At 62.2% G+C, this 18017-nt stretch carries 19 protein-coding genes; 4 read left to right on the forward strand and 15 right to left on the reverse strand.

Translation table 11 applies throughout. From position 1 onward, the window contains the following. Window position 1: 1 nt before the first annotated feature. Window positions 2-562 (reverse strand): YggT family protein, encoded by a 561-nt coding sequence (locus H7F36_RS21710; RefSeq protein ID WP_187052712.1) that lies wholly within the window; start codon window positions 560-562, stop codon window positions 2-4. Between the two features lie 49 nt (window positions 563-611). On the opposite strand from H7F36_RS21710, the gene H7F36_RS21715 reads away from it, so the two are divergent. From H7F36_RS21715 to H7F36_RS21730, 4 genes are all read left to right on the forward strand, one after another. Then, window positions 612-1259 carry an LON peptidase substrate-binding domain-containing protein gene (locus tag H7F36_RS21715; protein ID WP_261802433.1) on the forward strand — a complete coding sequence of 216 codons (648 nt, stop codon included), beginning with the start codon at window positions 612-614 and terminating at the stop codon, window positions 1257-1259. A 194-nt stretch (window positions 1260-1453) separates the two neighbouring features. Next, window positions 1454-3019 (forward strand): lysine--tRNA ligase, encoded by a 1566-nt coding sequence (gene lysS, locus H7F36_RS21720; protein WP_187052714.1) that lies wholly within the window; start codon window positions 1454-1456, stop codon window positions 3017-3019. Further along, entirely contained in the window at window positions 3016-4296 is a 1281-nt protein-coding gene (locus H7F36_RS21725) for an Hsp70 family protein (protein WP_187052715.1), read from the forward strand. Before lysS ends, H7F36_RS21725 begins: the two co-directional genes overlap by 4 nt. A gap of 29 nt (window positions 4297-4325) precedes the next feature. Next, the gene (locus H7F36_RS21730; protein WP_187052716.1) at window positions 4326-4835 is read left to right on the forward strand and encodes a M48 family metallopeptidase; all 510 of its coding nucleotides are present in this window, start codon (window positions 4326-4328) and stop codon (window positions 4833-4835) included. A gap of 2 nt (window positions 4836-4837) precedes the next feature. On the opposite strand, the gene nagZ is transcribed toward H7F36_RS21730, so the two are convergent. From nagZ to H7F36_RS21800, 14 genes are all read right to left on the reverse strand, one after another. After that, on the reverse strand, window positions 4838-5911 hold the full coding sequence (nagZ, locus tag H7F36_RS21735) for a beta-N-acetylhexosaminidase (protein WP_187052717.1): 1074 nt from the start codon (window positions 5909-5911) through the stop codon (window positions 4838-4840). After that, window positions 5908-6300 (reverse strand): holo-ACP synthase, encoded by a 393-nt coding sequence (acpS, locus tag H7F36_RS21740; RefSeq protein WP_187052718.1) that lies wholly within the window; start codon window positions 6298-6300, stop codon window positions 5908-5910. The genes nagZ and acpS overlap by 4 nt, the downstream gene beginning before the upstream one ends. 13 nt (window positions 6301-6313) lie before the next feature. Beyond that, complete coding sequence (locus tag H7F36_RS21745) at window positions 6314-7072, reverse strand: pyridoxine 5'-phosphate synthase (RefSeq protein WP_187052719.1); 759 nt, start codon at window positions 7070-7072, stop codon at window positions 6314-6316. A gap of 21 nt (window positions 7073-7093) precedes the next feature. Beyond that, a complete protein-coding gene (gene recO, locus H7F36_RS21750; protein WP_187052720.1) occupies window positions 7094-7867 on the reverse strand; it encodes a DNA repair protein RecO in 774 nt (257 codons plus the stop codon). A 3-nt stretch (window positions 7868-7870) separates the two neighbouring features. Further along, window positions 7871-8920, reverse strand: coding sequence for a GTPase Era (gene era, locus H7F36_RS21755; protein ID WP_261802434.1), 1050 nt, complete (start codon window positions 8918-8920; stop codon window positions 7871-7873). After that, on the reverse strand, window positions 8917-9624 hold the full coding sequence (rnc, locus tag H7F36_RS21760; RefSeq protein ID WP_261802435.1) for a ribonuclease III: 708 nt from the start codon (window positions 9622-9624) through the stop codon (window positions 8917-8919). Before rnc ends, era begins: the two co-directional genes overlap by 4 nt. Window positions 9625-9650: 26 nt before the next feature. Next, window positions 9651-9998: a DUF4845 domain-containing protein gene (locus H7F36_RS21765; RefSeq protein WP_187052721.1), complete on the reverse strand. Its 348-nt coding sequence runs from the start codon at window positions 9996-9998 to the stop codon at window positions 9651-9653. Between the two features lie 31 nt (window positions 9999-10029). Next, on the reverse strand, window positions 10030-11001 hold the full coding sequence (lepB, locus tag H7F36_RS21770) for a signal peptidase I (protein WP_187052722.1): 972 nt from the start codon (window positions 10999-11001) through the stop codon (window positions 10030-10032). A gap of 5 nt (window positions 11002-11006) precedes the next feature. Beyond that, entirely contained in the window at window positions 11007-12818 is a 1812-nt protein-coding gene (lepA, locus tag H7F36_RS21775) for a translation elongation factor 4 (protein WP_187052723.1), read from the reverse strand. 532 nt (window positions 12819-13350) lie between these two features. Next, entirely contained in the window at window positions 13351-14889 is a 1539-nt protein-coding gene (locus H7F36_RS21780) for a DegQ family serine endoprotease (protein WP_187055150.1), read from the reverse strand. Window positions 14890-15010: 121 nt separating this feature from the next. Beyond that, window positions 15011-16081 (reverse strand): MucB/RseB C-terminal domain-containing protein, encoded by a 1071-nt coding sequence (locus H7F36_RS21785; protein ID WP_187052724.1) that lies wholly within the window; start codon window positions 16079-16081, stop codon window positions 15011-15013. A 21-nt stretch (window positions 16082-16102) separates the two neighbouring features. Then, window positions 16103-16819, reverse strand: coding sequence for a sigma-E factor negative regulatory protein (locus tag H7F36_RS21790; RefSeq protein ID WP_187052725.1), 717 nt, complete (start codon window positions 16817-16819; stop codon window positions 16103-16105). Between the two features lie 13 nt (window positions 16820-16832). Then, window positions 16833-17525 (reverse strand): RNA polymerase sigma factor RpoE, encoded by a 693-nt coding sequence (gene rpoE, locus H7F36_RS21795; RefSeq protein WP_261802436.1) that lies wholly within the window; start codon window positions 17523-17525, stop codon window positions 16833-16835. Next, on the reverse strand, window positions 17522-18007 hold the full coding sequence (locus H7F36_RS21800) for a hypothetical protein (protein ID WP_187052726.1): 486 nt from the start codon (window positions 18005-18007) through the stop codon (window positions 17522-17524). The genes rpoE and H7F36_RS21800 overlap by 4 nt, the downstream gene beginning before the upstream one ends. Between the last annotated feature and the right edge of the window lie 10 nt (window positions 18008-18017).

Here is an 18017-nt window from a genome sequence, read left to right on the forward strand (position 1 = left end):
GCTAGCGGCCCAGCGTCCAGGCCCAGCCCATCGCATTGCCGAGCAGGATCGCCGCAACCTGCAGCAACACGATCGCCACCAGCGGCGACAGATCGACACCGCCGATCAGTGGAATGAAGCGGCGTAACGGCCGTACCAAAGGCTCGGCGAGGCGCGCAATGAGATCGAGCAGCATCGCGTTGGCGCCTGGCACCCACGACAGCACCGCGTAGACGACCAGCAACGCGGTCAGCCCCGACACCGCTAGTTGCGCAAGTCCGATCAGAGAAATCAGCGGCAATACCGTGATCTTGCTGAGGTTGCCGAGCAGCAGCCACAGCAGCAAGAACTTCATCATGACCAACAGCCATGCCGCTATCGGGCTGGCGATGTCCCAACGCTTGTACGACGGCACGATGCGGCGCAGCGGCATCACGATCCAGTCGGTTACTGCGAAGACGAAGCGCCCCAGCGGGTTGCCGAAAGGCACGCGGTGATACTGCATGTAGAGACGCAGCAGGCATGCGCCGCCGAGCAGGCCGACGATGACGTCGAGCAAAAACGAGGGGATCTGATAGAGCATGGCGCGAGGTCTTGAGCGGAATGCGATGATAGCGACGCAAGGTGCATCGATGACGACACAACCCCTTCTGCTCTCCCTCCCTTTGTTCCCGCTGGGCACGGTCCTTTTTCCTGGAGGCCTGCTTCCGCTGCGAATCTTCGAGGTGCGTTACCTCGACATGATCGGCAAGTGCCACAAGGCGGGCACGCCGTTCGGCGTGGTGAGCCTTAACCAAGGCAGCGAAGTCCGCAAGGCCGGCGCTGGCGCCGAGAGTTTTGCTTCGACCGGCGTGCTGGCTTCGATTCGAGAGCTGACCACGCCGCAAAGCGGCTTGCTGGAGATCGAATGCGTCGGGACACAACGGTTTCGCGTGGTCGGCACCGAGCTGCAAAAGCATGGCCTCTGGACCGCGGAAGTCGAAGCAGTGCCCGACGATCTGGCACTCGCCATCCCTGAAGACCTGCAGCACACGACCATGGCATTGCAGCGGCTGTTGAACACGCTGGAAGAGCGCCGCGCCGCCGAGGGCGAAGAAGAGGTCCAGTTGCCGATCGGCAAGCCCTATCGCTTCGAGGATTGCGGCTGGGTCGCCAACCGCTGGTGCGAACTTCTGCCCGTGCAGCCTGCCGTCAAACAGCGCCTGATGGAACTCGACAGTCCGCTGATGCGACTCGAGTTGGTGAGTGATTTGCTGGCACGTACCGGCATCGTTGAATAGCTTGCTACTTTTTTCATAGCATCGAGCGCAGATTCGACGTGCGTTTCGAGCCGATTCTGGGCTCGGAGCTTGGGATAAAATTGCGGCCTTTCGTGCTGGCAGTCCCGCCTTGGCTATTCGCTCGCTGCGCCCTGCCTCCCCACTGCGTTTTCTCCGCACCTCTGCATCCTCCAGCCCTCGCCTTTCAGCTTCCCATGTCCGACCCTTTGATCCCCGCCACGCCGACGCCCGTCGCGCCCGCCACCGTCACCGCGCCCGCGGTCGACGAGAACCAGCTCATCGCCGAGCGCCGCGACAAGCTCGGCCTGATGCGCATCGCGCAGGCTGCCGGCAAAGGCGTCGCATTTCCCAACGACTTCAAACCCGCCGACCGAGCAGCCGGCTTGATCGCCGCGCATGGCCTTACGGAGCCGGAGCCGCTCGAAGCGCAGGCCGTACCTGTGAGCGTGGCCGGCCGGATGATGTTGAAGCGGGTGATGGGCAAGGCCAGCTTTGCGACCGTGCAGGACGCTACCGGGCGCATCCAGCTGTACGTGACGCGTGATGGCATCGGCGAAGACGCCTATGCCGATTTCAAGCGCTGGGATTTGGGCGACATCGTCGGCGCCGAAGGCACCATGTTCAAAACCAAGACTGGCGAGTTGTCGGTCAAGGTGAGCAAGCTGCGCATGCTCACCAAGAGCCTGCGCCCACTGCCAGACAAGTTCCACGGCATGGCCGACCAGGAACAGAAGTACCGCCAGCGCTACGTCGACCTGATCACCGACGAAGCCGCGCGCGACCGCTTCAAGGCGCGCAGCCGCGCCGTCAGCGCATTGCGCGAATTCATGGTGGCCAACGATTTCCTCGAAGTCGAAACGCCGATGCTGCATCCGATTCCGGGCGGCGCCAACGCCAAGCCATTCAAGACGCACCACAACGCGCTCGACCAGGAAATGTTCTTGCGCATCGCGCCCGAGCTCTACCTGAAGCGGCTGATCGTCGGCGGCTTCGAGCGCGTCTTCGAGATCAACCGGAGCTACCGCAACGAAGGCATATCGGTGCGGCACAACCCCGAGTTCACGATGATGGAGTTCTACGCGGCGTACTGGACCTACCTGGACCTGATGGACTTCACCGAGATGATCATTCGCACCATCGCCAACAAGGTGTGTGGCGGCGCGCAGCTCACGTACCAGGGCAAGGCCGTCGACCTGAGCCAGCCCTTCGAGCGCTTGACGATCCGCGAAGCGATCTTGAAGCACACCGATGCCGGCGCCAACGTCGACGACATCACTTGGCTCCTCAACGCGCTGCGCAAGCTGGGCCTGAGCGAAGCCAAGAACAAGCTGTCGCACCGCAGCCTGCCGAGCCTGCAAGTGATGTATTTTGAAGAGACCGTGGAAGACAAGCTGTGGCAGCCGACCTTCATCATGGAACACCCGACCGAAATTTCGCCGCTGGCACGCGCCAATGACGACCGGCCGGAGGTCACCGAGCGCTTCGAGCTGTACATCACCGGACGCGAATTCGGCAACGGCTTCAGCGAGTTGAACGACGCCGAAGACCAGGCCGCGCGCTTCAACGCGCAGGTCGCCGCCAAGGACTCGGGCGACGACGAAGCGATGTTCTACGACCACGACTTCGTGCGGGCGCTCGAGTACGGCATGCCGCCGACCGGCGGTTGCGGCATCGGCATTGACCGCTTCATGATGCTGTTGACCGATTCGCCGAGCATCCGCGACGTCATCCTGTTTCCGGCGTTGCGGCGCGAGGCTTGAACGCGCTCGCAACCTCCATCGGCATCGACTTCGGCACGTCGAACTCGGCGGTGTCGTGCGCGATTGGCGATGGGCCGGCACGTCTGTTGCCGATCGAAGGCGACGCGACGACATTGCCGACCGCATTGTTCTTCAACGCCGAAGACCGCACGACGCACTTCGGTCGCGACGCCATGGCGCACTATCTCGCCGGCACCGACGGCCGCCTGATGCGCTCATTGAAGAGCTTGCTCGGCAGCGCGCTGATGCAGGAAACGACTGCGGTGTACGACGGCCTGCTGAGCTTCCAGGACATCATCGCGCGCTTTCTGCATGAGCTCGGATCGCGCGCCGAAGCCGAACTCGGCCATCGCCCCGAGCGCGTGGTCATCGGGCGCCCGGTGCATTTCGTCGACGACGACGACAAGCGCGACCGCAAGGCCGAAGACAGCTTGCGACACGCCGCCCGCTCGGCCGGTTTTCGCGATGTCGCCTTTCAACTGGAACCGATCGCTGCAGCCTTCGACTACGAGCAGCGCGTGACGCGTGAGTCGATCGTGCTGGTGGTCGATATCGGCGGCGGCACATCGGACTTCACCATCGTCCGGGTCGGTCCCGATCGCATCGCACGGACCGACCGCAGCGACGATGTGCTCGCTACCAGTGGTGTGCACATCGGCGGTACGGATTTCGATCAACGGCTCAACCTCGAGCGCGTGATGCCCGAGCTGGGCTTTCGTCATCTTGGGCCCGACGGCCGCGAGGTGCCGAGCAAAGTCTTCTTCGACTTGTCGTCCTGGCATCTCATCCACTGGCTGCAAACGCCGAAGGCATTGAGCCAGGCGCAGTCTCTGCGGATGAACTACAGCAATCGACACTTGCACGAGCGGCTGATGACGGTGCTCGACGAGCGCTACGGTCACCGCATCGCCAGCGAAGTCGAGCAGGCCAAGATCCGCGCTTCGATCAGCGGTGAGGCGACCGACATCGATCTGTCGTTCGTTGAAGCGGCATTGCACGCCACGCTGTCGCAGGCCGACATGGAACAGCAACTCGCCGCGCCACTCGAAACGGTGATCGCCTGCGCACACGCCTGCGTCAAGCGGGCCGGGCTGCGAAGCAACGAGCTCGATGCGATCTACCTCACAGGCGGTTCGTCTGCGCTGCGCCCGTTTCAGCACGCGTTGCGCCGCAGTTTTGCCGGCGTTCAGATGATCGAAGGCGACCTGTTCGGCGGCGTTGCAGCCGGCCTCGCGTATGCGGCGCGTGCGCGCCAGCGGGCGCCTCTATCGACATGATTGCGGCATGACTGCGACATGAACGCCGCATGAAATACCTCGCGGGCTATTCACCCGGCGTGCTGGCGCAAGTCCAGCAGCGCCTGGACGATGGAAGCCTAGGCACCTTGCTGCTACAGCGCTACCCTTCTGTACACGAGGTGCGAACCGACCGCGCGCTCTACGACTATGTGACCGATCTCAAGAGCGAGTTCATGCGCAAGGCAGATCCACTGTCGAAGGTGGCGTTCGACAACAAGTTGCACGTCATCTGCAACGCGCTCGGCACGCACACCACCATCTCGCGCGTGCAAGGCGGAAAGCTCAAAGCCAAACGCGAAATTCGCGTGTCGAGCCTGTTCAAGGAAGTCCCGATCGAGTGGTTGCGGATGATCGTCGTGCACGAACTCGCGCACATGAAAGAGCGCGATCACGACAAGGCGTTCTATGCACTGTGCACATACATGGAGCCAGACTATCACCGGCTGGAGCTCGATCTGCGGCTGTACCTCACCCACCTGGATGCGGGTGGGGCGCGCTTGTGGTTGTCCGGTGCCTGACCTCAGACCGCACTGGCGATCAAGTCGCGCGCGCGCAGATAGCCTGGAGAGCTGATGAGGGGCTCCCACTGCAGCGCCGCCGTCGTCGGTAGCAGCGCACGCCTCCGCGCTTCTCCGGCAGCGCTCGGTTGCCAGCGACCATCCGTTTGCGCAGCGGCCATCCCACCCAGCAATTCATCCAGTGGCGCCCCGTCACCCACGCTCTGGTTACACAACAGTGCCAAGTCGCAGCCGGCACCGAGCGCGGCCAATGCAGCATCGACATAGCTCAGCAGTTCGCCATCGATCCGGCGCGCCGCTTCCATGCTCAGGTCGTCGCTGAAGACCGCGCCGTCGAAGCCGAGCCGCCCGCGCAGGATGTCCTGCAACCACTTCGCAGAGAAGCCGGCGGGGCGCGCGTCGACCTTCGGATAGATGACGTGCGCCGGCATCACCGCAGCGAGCGCACCGCCGAGCCAATCGAACGGCCGCGCGTCGTCGGCAAGGATCGCCTTCAAGCTGCGCCGATCGATCGGGATCGCCACATGCGAGTCCGCCTTGACGAAACCATGCCCCGGAAAATGCTTGCCGCAGTTGGCCATGCCGGTTTGCAGCAGTCCATGCATGACGCTCTTGGCCAGCAAGGCGACCACCCGCGGATCGCGATGAAAACTGCGGTCGCCGATGACGCTGCTTTCGCCGTAGTCGAGGTCCAGAACAGGAGCGAAGCTGAAGTCGACGCCGCAGGCGCGCAGTTCGCTCGCGAGCACATAGCCAACGGCCGACGCCCGCCGCGTCGCCTCCATCGGATCGCGCATCCACGCTTCGCCAAGCGAGCGCATCGATGGCAGGCGGGTAAATCCGTCCGTTCGAAAACGCTGCACGCGACCGCCCTCGTGGTCGACACAGATCAGCAGATCGGGTCGGAGCGCCTTGATGTCGGCGTTGAGGGCGGAGAGTTGAGCCCGGTCGTACCAGTTACGCGCGAAATGGATGACGCCTCCCACGAGTGGGTCGGCAAGCCGGCGATGGTCGGCCGCTGTCAGCTCGGTGCCGGCCACGTCGATGATGAGAGGGGAATGTATGGCGTCGGTCATGTTTTTTCCACGACCACGAAGCTCGCGGCGTAATCAGTTTCGTCGGTGACGGTCACATGGGCGGTGAGCCCCTCGGCCTCGAACCAGTCCTTGAGGCCGCCGTGCAGCACGATCACCGGCTTGCCGCTTCGCAGGTTGGCGATCTCGCAGAGGCGCCAGCTCATCGGCATGCGCATGCCGGTGCCGATGGCCTTGCTGAAGGCTTCCTTTGCAGAGAAGCGCGTCGCGAGATAGCTGATGCCGCGCTTGGGCCAGCGAACGCTCCGGCTTTGCCAGATAGCGAACTCGGCGTCGCTCAACACGCGACGCGCAAAGCGTTCGCCCTGTCGCTCGTAAGTGGCCGCGATGCGGCGCACATCGCAGATGTCGGTGCCGATGCCGTAGATCACGGGGCGTCGACGATCACTTCGCCTCGGCGATGCAGCGCAGGTACTCCAGAGTGGCGGACGTATAGCCGAGCTCGAGCGCGTCTGCGACGAAGGCATGGCCGATCGACACTTCGCGCACACCGCGTACCGCGCGCAAGAATTCGGTCAGGTTGTCGCGGTTCAGGTCGTGACCGGCATTGACTTCGAGCCCCACCGCCTGCGCTGCGCGCGCCGTATCGACGTAGAGCTGCAGCACGCCAGCCGCGCGCGAAGTGCCGCGAGACGAGGCATAGCCTTCGGTGTAGAGCTCGACGCGGTCGGCGCCGACCGCCTTGGCTGCAGCCATCATGTCCGGCTCGGGGTCCATGAAGAGGCTGACACGCACGCCGAGCGCCTTGGCTTCCTCGATCAACGGGCGAAGCCGGTCGGTATCCTCAGGGAACACCCAGCCGTGATCGCTGGTCGATTGGGTTTCGCTGTCGGGCACGAAGGTCGCCTGGTGCGGCCGCTGCTCCCGCACGAAGTCCATCAGGTTGTGAAAGGGGTTGCCTTCGATATTGAATTCGACGTCCGGCCAGTCTCTCGCCAGCAGCGCCGACAGGTCGTACACGTCCTGCGCACGGATGTGACGCGCGTCAGGTCGGGGATGCACCGTGATCCCGCTGGCGCCGGCGTCGAGGCACATCGACGCGGCGAACAGCACGCTTGGAATACCGAGCTCGCGCGTGTTGCGTACCAGCGCGACCTTGTTGAGGTTGACCGAGAGGGCCGTCGTGTTTGAACGCGTGGTCATAGGTATGCAGGATCGATTCGATCAGAGGGCTTGCAGGTCTCGCATCATCTGCCGGGTGCGCAGGGTGGACACGCCACAATGGTAGTTGAGCAGGACCCGCAATTGACTACGCAATGCGGCGTTGCTGCCGACATTGAGCGTCGCAATGCACCGCAGGGTTGCGGTGAATGGCGTGTGATCGTCCAGCGCCGCCTGCAGTGCCTGCCACTCGGCGCCGGTTAACGCGGCATCCTGTGCTTCGGCCAGACGCAGACCGGCCTCGGAAACCAGCGTGTAGCGCAGCTCAGGCGCCAACGATGACAGCGTCATCGTCTGGGCGTCGAGCGCAGGCAGCAGACCGACCTCGCGCAGCAGCAACAGTTCGAAAGCTCGAAGCGCCGCTGCTTGGGTAGCGGCCTGCGCGCCTGCATGCTCCCCGGCAAGCACCTCGACGACCCCTGCGTATGAATCGAAGAGAGATTCGTGGGCATCGTCGCGCGCCAGCAGGCGCAGCAAGAGCTCGTTGACATACAAGCCCGAAAGCAGCGACTCGCCAGTCGGCATGACATGGCCGCCGACCCATTCGGCGCCCTTGAGCGCGCGGATCTCGGCGTCGCCGCCGTAGTTCAACAGGAGGGGCTGCAGCGGCAGCAGCACCGGTCGGAAGTTCGAACTCGGCCGTTTCGCGCCTTTGGCAACCAACGCAATTCGGCCATGGTGCCGGGTGAAAACTTCAAGAATCAAACTCGACTCGCTCCAGTCGTAGCGATGCAGGACGTAAGCCGGCTCATGAGAAACGCGATGCCCCGTCGCCATCCTTTACTCGTAGCCGAACGACCGCACACGGGCCTCGTCGTCGGCCCAGCCAGAGCGCACCTTGACCCAAAGCTCGATGAACACCTTGGCGTCGGCCAGCCTTTCGAGCTCGACGCGTGTCTCCATGCCGATGCGCTTGATGCGCTCGCCCTTGTCACCGATGACCATCGCCTTGTGCCCGTCACGCTCCACCACGATGGTCGCGGCGATGCGGAGCAGCCGTTTCTGACCCTTGCGCTGCGGCGGCTCCTCTTCGAACTTGTCGATGATGACGGTCGAGGTGTAGGGCAGTTCGTCGCCGGTCAGGCGGAACAGCTTTTCACGGACCAACTCACCGGCGAGAAATTTCTCGCTGCGGTCGGTAAGTTCATCTTCGGCATAGAACCAGGCTTGCTCGGGCAGGTATTTTTCGCAAATGGCGAACAGGCGCTCGACATCCCTGGCGCTCTTGGCCGACATCGGGACGAACTCGGCAAACGCATGTCTTGCCTGCATCGTCTGAAGCCAGGGCGCGATGTCGCCGCGGCGATGGATGTTGTCCAGTTTGTTGGCGATCAGCAGCGTCGGGATGTCTTTGGCGAGCAGCGCCAGCACGCGCGCATCCGCCGGCGTGAAGCTGCCGGCCTCGACCACGAACAGGATCAGGTCGACGTCGGCCACGGCACCCAGCACGGTCTTGTTGAGCGACTTGTTCAACGCGTTGGCATGCAGCGTCTGGAAGCCTGGCGTGTCGACGAAGACAAACTGCGTGGCGCCCACCGTGCGCATGCCGGTGATGCGATGCCGCGTAGTCTGCGCCTTGCGCGAGGTGATGCTGATCTTTTGGCCGACCAACGCGTTGAGCAGGGTCGATTTACCGACGTTGGGCTTGCCGACGATCGCGATCAGGCCGCAATGGCGTGGGCCTTCGGCGGTGGGCGGAGCGACCGAAACGCCGACGGCGTGCGAGTCGTCCACATCGGCGTCGTTGCCGTTGTCGTGGTTGGCGTCGTTGTCGGGCTCGACGGGTGGGATGGGATCGATGACGGGTTCGGTCGAATCGGTAGTGGTCATGCAGCTTTCGTGCTTCGGGCTTTAAGTTTGATCAGCATCGCGGCGGCAGCCGCTTGTTCGCCAGCGCGGCGCGAGCCACCGATGCCGCGTTCGGTCAGGCCCAGTTCTTCCACCGCGCATTCGACGTCGAACGTTTGCTTGTGCGCCGCGCCTACGGTGCCTGCCACGCGGTAGGCAGGCAGCTTCATTTTGTGGCCCTGCAGCCATTCCTGCAATTCGGTTTTCGGGTCTTTGCCGACCGCGTCCATGCGCGGGTTGATCTCGACGGCCTCGAAGAGCCGATGCACCAGCGCCTGGGCAGCCGGATACCCGGCGTCGAGGTACACCGCGCCAATCAACGCCTCCAGCGCGTCCGCCAGGATCGAAGGCCGCGCCGAGCCGCCGGAGCGCGACTCGCCTTCTCCCAGCCGCAGCAAGGGCGCAAAGCCAAGTTTGATCGCCAGTTGGTGCAGCGTTTCCTGCTTGACCAGATTGGCACGAACGCGCGAAAGGTCGCCTTCAGGCAGGCCGCTCAGCTTGACGTAGAGCAGATGCGCGACCGCCAGATTCAGCACAGAGTCACCCAAAAACTCTAGGCGCTCGTTATGGTCCGACGAAAAGCTGCGATGCGTGAGAGCGAGCTGCAACAGGCGCGCATCGGCGAAGGTGTACTCGAGGCGCGCTTGCAGCGCCAGGAGGCCGCCGTCCGCCTTGAGAAGCGGCACGTTCGGCGAGGACTTCTGCGGCGGTTTCAGCGCGACTGACCCTTGTATCGCATGAGAAGCACGGCGGGGCCGAACAACGGGATCTCGCGCTCGTACGAATACGAGACGACCACTTTGTCGCCGTCTTTCTTGACGTCGAGGTCCTTGCCGCTCAGCTTGAAATCGTCGATGGCCTGGGAACGATCGAAGATGGCGCGAACCTCTGGCACCGTGTTGCCTTCCTTGGCCTTGTTCGCTGCCTTGTCGATGGCCTGGTATTCGATAAGAGTCGGAATCACCTGCGCGACGACAACCCCTGCGCACGCCAGCACCACCGCCACGAACAAAAGTCCGATGAACGAAATACCGCGCTGCTTGTATTGACCAGTCTTCATGCCCTCTTACCCCTCGAATGGATGGATCTAATTATTGGAACGCGCCGATGCGTTTGAGATTGCCGAAATTCATCCAGATAAAGAACGCTTTCCCAACGATATTCTTGTCGGGAACGAAGCCCCAATAGCGGGAATCCAGCGAGTTGTCGCGGTTGTCGCCCATCATGAAATAGTGACCCTCCGGCACTTTGCACACGACGCCGTCGACACTGTAACGACAATTTTCACGGTTGGGGAAGGTCATGATCTCAGCCTCCGACAAACCCGCTCTGCGACTGTCGTCGTTCAGCAAGTAGTGCTGACGGCCGACCAGATCCTCTTTGTATTCCTTCAGGTAGCGCATGGCTTCCTCGTCGAAATACTCCGGGACGGCGTCCTTGCTGATCGGCTTGCCGTTGATCGTCAACTTCTTGTTCAGGTATGCGACCTCATCACCCGGCAGGCCGACCACACGCTTGATGTAATCGAGACTCGGCTGTGGCGGATAGCGGAATACCATCACGTCGCCGCGGGCCGGCGGCGTGCCATCGGTCAGCTTGGTGTTGATGACGGGCAGCCGCAGGCCGTAGGTAAATTTGTTGACCAGGATCAGGTCGCCCGTAAGCAGCGTCGGCATCATCGAACCGGACGGGATCTTGAAAGGCTCGAACAAGAACGAGCGCAGCAGGAACACGACGAGGATCACGGGAAACAGGCCGGCGGTCCAGTCGAGCCACCACGGCTGCATGAGCAGCCGCTCGCGCGCCTTCACATCGACCGTGTCGACTTGCGTGATGCCCTTGCCGGCCAGGCGAGCGTTGCGCTCGGCCAATGACGAGTCGATGGCTTCGGCCGCACGTCGACGCTTGGGCAGGAAGTAAAAACGCTCAGCCAACCAGTAGAGACCAGTGACAACGGTTGCCAGGAACAGCAACAACGCGAAGTTGCCTTCGACGGCGCCGAAGTACCAGGCGCCGATGTAGCCTGCAAAGGCCGCGAGGATCAGGGAAGTGAGGAGTGCCATGGTGGTTAGTCTTCGACTTGCAGGATCGCCAAGAAGGCCTCTTGCGGGACCTCGACGGAACCGATCTGCTTCATTCGTTTTTTGCCCGCTTTCTGCTTCTCGAGCAGCTTCTTCTTACGGGAAATATCACCGCCGTAGCACTTGGCCAGCACGTTCTTGCGGAGCGCTTTGATTGTCTCACGCGCAATGATGGTGACCCCGATGGCAGCCTGGATCGCGACGTCGAACATCTGGCGCGAAATGATCTCTCGCATCTTCGAAACCACCGCTCGGCCACGGTACTGCGACTGGCTCCGGTGCACGATGATCGACAACGCATCGACTCGCTCGCCGTTCAACAGGATGTCTACTTTGACGACGTCCGATGCGCGGTATTCCTTGAACTCGTAGTCCATTGAGGCATAGCCGCGACTCACCGATTTCAGTTTGTCGAAGAAGTCGAGCACGATCTCGCCGAGCGGCATTTCGTACGTCAGCATGACCTGCCGACCGTGATACGCCATGTTCATCTGCACGCCGCGCTTCTGGTTAGCGAGCGTCATAACGGCGCCCACATATTCCTGCGGCATATAGAGATGCACCGTAACGATCGGCTCGCGGATTTCCGACATGCGGCCGACGTCGGGCATCTTCGAGGGGTTCTCGACCATGATGACTTCGCCGTCGTTGCGCACCACCTGATAGACCACGCTGGGTGCGGTCGTGATCATGTCCTGGTCGAACTCGCGCTCAAGGCGTTCCTGGACTATCTCCATGTGCAGCAGGCCGAGAAAGCCGCAACGAAATCCGAAGCCAAGCGCCTGGCTCACTTCGGGCTCGTAGCGCAGCGACGAATCATTGAGCTTCAATTTTTCGAGCGCGTCGCGCAGCGATTCGTACTCGCTCGCTTCCGTCGGATACAAGCCCGCAAAAACCTGCGGCTGGATTTCCTTGAAGCCCGGCAACGCTTCCGTCGCAGTTGCCGCTGCGCCGCCCGTGCCGGTCTTGATGAGCGTGACAGTGTCGCCGACCTTCGCAGCCTGCAACTCCTTGATGCCCGCGATGATGAAACCGACCTCGCCTGCTTCGAGCGATGGCCGCGCTTCGGTTGCTGGCGTGAACACGCCAAGACTGTCGGCGTTGTAGCTGGCACCCGATGCCATCATCTTTATGCGCTCGCCCTTGACCAATCGACCATCGACGACGCGCACCAACATCACGACGCCGACGTAGGCGTCGAACCAACTGTCGACGATCATCGCGCGCAGCGGGCCATCGGGGTTGCCGCGCGGTGCGGGCATCCTCTTCACGACGGCTTCAAGAATTTCATCGATGCCCATGCCGGTCTTGGCAGAGCAAGGAATCGCATCGGTCGCATCGATGCCGATCACGTCTTCGATCTCGGTTCTCGCGTTGTCGGGGTCCGCGTTCGGCAAGTCCATCTTGTTGAGCACGGGCACGACGTCGACGCCGAGGTCGAGCGCGGTATAGCAATTGGCAACGGTCTGCGCCTCGACACCTTGCGATGCGTCGACGACGAGCAGCGCACCCTCGCATGCCGACAACGAACGACTCACTTCATATGAGAAGTCCACATGGCCCGGCGTATCGATCAAATTGAGGTTGTAGACCTGTCCATCGAGCGCCTTGTAATGCAACGCAGCGGTCTGCGCCTTGATGGTTATCCCACGCTCTTTCTCGATGTCCATCGAGTCCAATACCTGCGCCTGCATCTCGCGCTCAGCGAGACCGCCGCAACGTTGGATCAGGCGGTCTGCGAGCGTCGATTTGCCGTGGTCGATGTGAGCAATGATCGAAAAATTTCTGATGTGATTCATCAACGGGGACGCTTAAGTACTTGAATTGGCTCGCGCGCAGAAGGCGACAGGCAAGAAAAAAGGGCGCGTCTTCCGGAGACGCGCCCTGAACCAACAAGCAATGGCAACTGCAGTAGTTGGAACTTCATTGTAGGCAAAAAGGAGAGCACGCACATCCAGGAACCCGGTCCGAATAGGTCGTTGCAGGTCAGCAACATGAAAGTTATAAACAGCTTATCAACAATAACTGTGGATCACTCACTGAACAACTTGTGGGCGATCTGTGGACCGCCGGTGGACTGTTCGGTGGAATACCGCATCGTGGAGACGACATGGCTGCTTATGCATCAAGTGGCGTCTACCGAGGCTCCATTCTACCGAAACTGGTTCTTAGCCCGAACGAAAAGTTAGTGATCGCAAACAAACCGGCGCCTTTCGCGAATGTAAAATTTTTTTTACCGACTCTGTTTTCGTTTCAAAGGAGCCTCGAAAAGGCCGAAAACCCGACTGCCGGGCGGGGCCAATACGTCCCGGCGATCAGCATGGGTGCAGATCAGCGCGCCGGCCGAATCAAGGCGTATTGAGCCCATTCGCCGCGGCGCACCAACAGCGTGACCGCTTTGCTCTTGTCAGCCTTGCCAATGGCATTCTCGAATTCATGCACATTGCCGACTTCGGAATTTCCGACGGCAAGGATGACATCGCCCTCCTTGAGACCTGCACGTGCTGCGCCCTCGGTTGCCGTGTCGATCTTCACGCCGCCCTTGAGCTTGAGCTCCTTCTTCTGGGCGTCCCCGAGTTCGCTCACTGCGAGTCCAAGCGACTTTGCAGCCGCCGAAGTCGGTGCGACCTTGGGCGCTGGCTCTTCTTTGTCCGACACGCGTTTTGCAGGCTTGTCAGGCTCGATTTCGGCGATTGTCACCGTCAGGTCTTTGGCGCTGCCGCGGCGGAACACCGTCAGGGTGCTCTTGGTGCCGGGCTTGGTGTTGCCCACCAACCGCGGCAAATCACTCGGCTTGTCGATCGCCTTGCCGTCGAACTTGGTGATGATGTCACCCGGTTCGACGCCGGCCTTCTCTCCCGGCGAGCCCGCCTCGACGCTGCGCACCAGTGCGCCTTGCGCTTTGCCCAACCCGATCGATTCGGCAACATCCTTGCTGACCTGATCGATCTGCACGCCGATGCGCCCGCGGGACACGCGACCCGAGGTCCTGAGCGCGTCGCTCACGCGAATCGCCTCGTCAATGGGGATCGCAAAAGAGATGCCCATGAAACCACCAGAACGCGAATAGATCTGGCTGTTGATGCCCACGACTTCACCGCGCATGTTGATGAGCGGTCCACCCGAGTTGCCAGGGTTGATCGCCACATCGGTCTGGATGAACGGCAGGTACTCACCCGTGTCGCGCTGCTTGGCGCTGACGATGCCAGCCGTCACCGTGTTCTCGAGACCGAACGGTGAACCGATGGCCATCACCCATTCGCCGACCCGGAGCTTGGTGATATCGCCGACCTTCACCGCCGGCAGGCCGGTCGCTTCGATCTTGACCACCGCCACGTCGGAACGTTTGTCAGCGCCGATGAGCTTCGCTTTGAACTCGCGCTTGTCGGGCAAGGTGACCATGACCTCTGACGCGTCTTCGACCACATGCGCGTTGGTCATCACATAGCCGTCTGCCGTGAGGATGAAGCCCGAGCCCACACCACGTGGTCGCTCTTCTTCAGGGACCGGCTGCTGCGGCCGATTGGGCTTGGGGGCGCCACGCGGCGTGCCCGGTGTGCCCGGTGTGCCGCCCGGACCACCGGGGGCGCCGGGCGCACCGGGAGGAGGCTGCCCGAAGAAGCGGCGAAAGAACTCCTGCATCTCTTCGTCCATCTCGCCATTGCCCGCGCGCTGTGCGACTTTTTCGATGGTCCGGATGTTGACAACCGAAGGCCCGACCTGGTCGACGAGATCGGTGAAATCCGGCAGCGTGCGCGTTTGCGCCTGGACTGACGTGACTGGCAAAAGCGATGCAGTTGCACCAGCAACCACCATGGCGCAAACGAACAGGGAGGCGCGAAGTTTTGTACCCTCGGCGTAGAACATCATCATCGAATTTCTTTCAATAGAGGGCAGCGGGACGGTGCTACGAATTGAACGCTACCAGTTTGGTTCAGCACGGTCGAGCGAGGGGAGATCGAAGAACTCCGTGCGGCCGCGCTGATGGCGCTCAACGCGTCCGCGCAAGACTCTGAGCAAAGGCCTCGAGCGTCTGCGGCGGCACTTCGCCGACCACTGTCAGCCACCAGTCTCCGCCCTTGTCGACCAGACGACGGGTCATCGTGTAGGTGGCGCCGAGCATCAACACAACTTCCTGCGGCTGACGCTGCGCGTCGTACGGCTCGATAAAGAGCGAGACCGAAGCAAGCCCGTCGGAGAACGTCCACTGCACGGTGCGCTCGCGCGCGCCGGCGCCACCCATGGCCCGTCGGTAGCAGCTGGTCGGTTTGAAGCCTGCCACGGGCGTTTTAAGCGCCCAGCCTTCGGCCATCGACGTGGTGCGCTCGAGTTCGGACTTCTCGACGCGGTAGCCCGCAGTGCTCTGCATCATTTGCGAAAGCGCATGCACCTTGACCGGCGCGTCGAGCTGCAATTCAGAAAAAGCCGACTGCTCCACGACTTTGCCATCGCCGTCGACGGTCTGCAATTTGACGACGAGGCCGGACCGGTGTTCACTCCAGATCCGATAGCCGAAGCGAAGGCTGTCGCGCGGTACCAGACTGATGACGTCGGTGTCGAAACCTGCGACCCGATCATGTCCCAGCACGCGCACGCCGTAAAAGTCGGCGATCGAAGAATCGGGCGCGCCGAGCAGATTGGGAAACAGCTCCAGGCTCTCGCGCTTCTCGCTCTTCACGACTTTGGTGTCGGGAAGAAAGGTCATTACGTGGTCGTTGCGCCGGAACGTGGACCGCGCGGGCCCGGTCAGTGCCTCAACGCGCTCCAACTGCAGGTCGCCTTCGCACGCGTGCCAGATGCGCGCGCTCGAAAGATTGCCCGCTGAAGCCGACACCACGAATGTGCCCACGTAACTCCGCTCGCGTGATGCCGTGTGCAGGCGTTGGAGCCATTCGACGACACCGAAGCTCGCAAGGTTCGGCGCCTCACCGACAGGTGCTCGGGTCATCGGCTTTTTCGCAGCCGGGTCGCTGCGCAGTTGCGCCACCGCGAACGGCGTCACGCACAGGGCAACGAACACGACTGCGAGCCTGCGCGCAGGAATCGGCATCGAAAGATTCATCGGTTCGATCGACTGCCGATGTCAGCGCGAAGGCGCTTCGAAAGTCGCGTTGCGCAGGAAGCCCGAAGGCATTTGCGATGCGCCACCGGCCTGGCGATGCGCCTCGAGCAGTTCGTCTAGTCGCGGGTCGCGCAGCATCACCTGAGGATTGCCGTTGCCGACCATCACGCGGGTTGCAGAGAGGGCGGTCAGGCTCGGCGACGGCACAGGTGTCGGGCTGGCCGACGATGTGATGGCCGTATTGGCAACCGCCACGACAGGAGCGGTTTGGCTTGGCTGTGGCTGCTGTTGTTGCTGTTGTGCCAACTGCGGACCGGCTGGCGCGGTGTTCATCGCGACCCAACTCCATCCGATCGAAGCGGCAGCGGCAATCGAAGCCACACCTGCCACCAATTTCCAGCGGAACACTGGCTCGTTGGCAGCCTCGATCTGATTTGGTAACTGCGTTTGAATTTGCGCCGGCATAGGCTGCGCAAGCCGCGCCTGCGCGGGCGCTGCCAGGAGAGTCGGGTCCTGGGACAGCCGCTGCTGAAAGCGGGCAAGAAACATCGTGCTGTCGCTGCATGGCGCATGCGTTCCGGATCGCAACACGTCACCCATGAGGTGGTAGCTTTGCCAAGTTGCGCGCAAATCTTCTTCCTCGGCGAGTCGGGTCAAGACGGCGACAAATTCTTCGCCTTGCAACTGACCATCGGCAAGGGCGGAAATTTGTTCGAGGACTGTTTTTGACTGGTTCATTTCATTCACCTGCTTACCAACGCTTGCCGGACTGGTTGTCCAGCATCGGTTTAACCCGGGCCGATATGGCCTCCCGCGCGCGAAAAATCCGCGACCGCACCGTGCCGATCGGGCAATTCATGACCTCGGCAATCTCTTCGTAGCTCATCCCCTCGATTTCGCGCAGCGTGACCGCTTGGCGCAATTCGGCCGGCAGTGCTTCCATCGCGGCTTCGACGGCGCGAGCGATTTCGGCGGCCGCCAGCACGGTTTCGGGAGTCTCGTCGCTGATTGGTTCGTTTCCGGGCCGGTAAGTTTCATCGTCGTCGTCGGAACCGGGACGCAACGCACTTTCGGAGATGGTCGGATCACGCTTCATGTCGACCAGAGCCTTCTTGGCGGTGTTGACAGCGATCCGGTAGAGCCAGGTGTAGAACTGCGCGTCGCCCCGAAACTGGTGCAGTGCGCGATACGCCCGAATGAAGGTTTCCTGGGCGATGTCTTCGACCAAGTCGACGTCGCGAACCATGCGGCCGATCAGCCGTTCGATGCGTCGTTGGTACTTGATGACCAGCAGTTCGAAGGCCTTTTGGTCGCCGGCTACCGTCCGCTGGACGAGTTGAAAGTCGACTTCGCCGGGTTTGGGCGCGGCGGCCACGTCCTCTGCGCCATCGGGTTCAGCACCCACATGAGGAACGGGCGCGATGGGGGGAGGGGTTTCGCTCATGGCGCTGCAACCACCGTGCCGGCGGGGTCGACGGCGGTAGTGGGAGTTGTAATGGGTGCGCCGGACAGCGCACGCGAGTAAACCGCGCGGCGCAGATCTTGCCAACGCTCGGGGCGGGCCCGGCGTTCAAGCCACAGCCAGCGCACGCGTCGAGTCGGCTCATCGAGTCGCACCAACAACAAGGATTGTAGATCCAGCACCACGACGATTCGCGCCACTTTGCGCGATGCCAATCCAGAAAGAGACCAGTCCTGCCCGTCGAAAGCGAGATCGATGGGCTGCACCGGGCCCAACGTCCGTCGCGCAGCCGTCGCAGTCAAGACCACGCTCCCAAGGATCAGCACATGCCGCCAACCGACATGGTCGAACTGAAAAAGCGCAGCGCCCGCGCAGCAAGCGCCAGCAACCCATAGCACCGTCAGGAGCCGCGTCGCGTTGCGCGAGCGCCCCACCGGGTAGCTCACCGACGGGGCGCTGTGCATGCGAAAGCGG

The sequence above is a fragment of the Variovorax sp. PAMC28562 genome (assembly GCF_014303735.1).
GTDB lineage: Bacteria > Pseudomonadota > Gammaproteobacteria > Burkholderiales > Burkholderiaceae_C > Variovorax.

Coding starts and splice junctions, on each gene's coding strand:
- lysS (WP_187052714.1), top strand. CDS start 1,454: ATGTCCGACCCTTTGATCCCCGCCACGCCGACGCCCGTCGCGCCCGCC.
- lepA (WP_187052723.1), bottom strand. CDS start 12,818: ATGAATCACATCAGAAATTTTTCGATCATTGCTCACATCGACCACGGC.
- H7F36_RS21800 (WP_187052726.1), bottom strand. CDS start 18,007: ATGCACAGCGCCCCGTCGGTGAGCTACCCGGTGGGGCGCTCGCGCAAC.
- H7F36_RS21710 (WP_187052712.1), bottom strand. CDS start 562: ATGCTCTATCAGATCCCCTCGTTTTTGCTCGACGTCATCGTCGGCCTG.
- H7F36_RS21780 (WP_187055150.1), bottom strand. CDS start 14,889: ATGATGTTCTACGCCGAGGGTACAAAACTTCGCGCCTCCCTGTTCGTT.
- H7F36_RS21785 (WP_187052724.1), bottom strand. CDS start 16,081: ATGAATCTTTCGATGCCGATTCCTGCGCGCAGGCTCGCAGTCGTGTTC.
- lepB (WP_187052722.1), bottom strand. CDS start 11,001: ATGGCACTCCTCACTTCCCTGATCCTCGCGGCCTTTGCAGGCTACATC.
- H7F36_RS21715 (WP_261802433.1), top strand. CDS start 612: ATGACGACACAACCCCTTCTGCTCTCCCTCCCTTTGTTCCCGCTGGGC.
- recO (WP_187052720.1), bottom strand. CDS start 7,867: ATGGCGACGGGGCATCGCGTTTCTCATGAGCCGGCTTACGTCCTGCAT.
- nagZ (WP_187052717.1), bottom strand. CDS start 5,911: ATGACCGACGCCATACATTCCCCTCTCATCATCGACGTGGCCGGCACC.
- H7F36_RS21745 (WP_187052719.1), bottom strand. CDS start 7,072: ATGACCACGCGTTCAAACACGACGGCCCTCTCGGTCAACCTCAACAAG.
- H7F36_RS21790 (WP_187052725.1), bottom strand. CDS start 16,819: ATGAACCAGTCAAAAACAGTCCTCGAACAAATTTCCGCCCTTGCCGAT.
- H7F36_RS21730 (WP_187052716.1), top strand. CDS start 4,326: ATGAAATACCTCGCGGGCTATTCACCCGGCGTGCTGGCGCAAGTCCAG.
- rpoE (WP_261802436.1), bottom strand. CDS start 17,525: ATGAGCGAAACCCCTCCCCCCATCGCGCCCGTTCCTCATGTGGGTGCT.
- era (WP_261802434.1), bottom strand. CDS start 8,920: ATGACCACTACCGATTCGACCGAACCCGTCATCGATCCCATCCCACCC.
- H7F36_RS21765 (WP_187052721.1), bottom strand. CDS start 9,998: ATGAAGACTGGTCAATACAAGCAGCGCGGTATTTCGTTCATCGGACTT.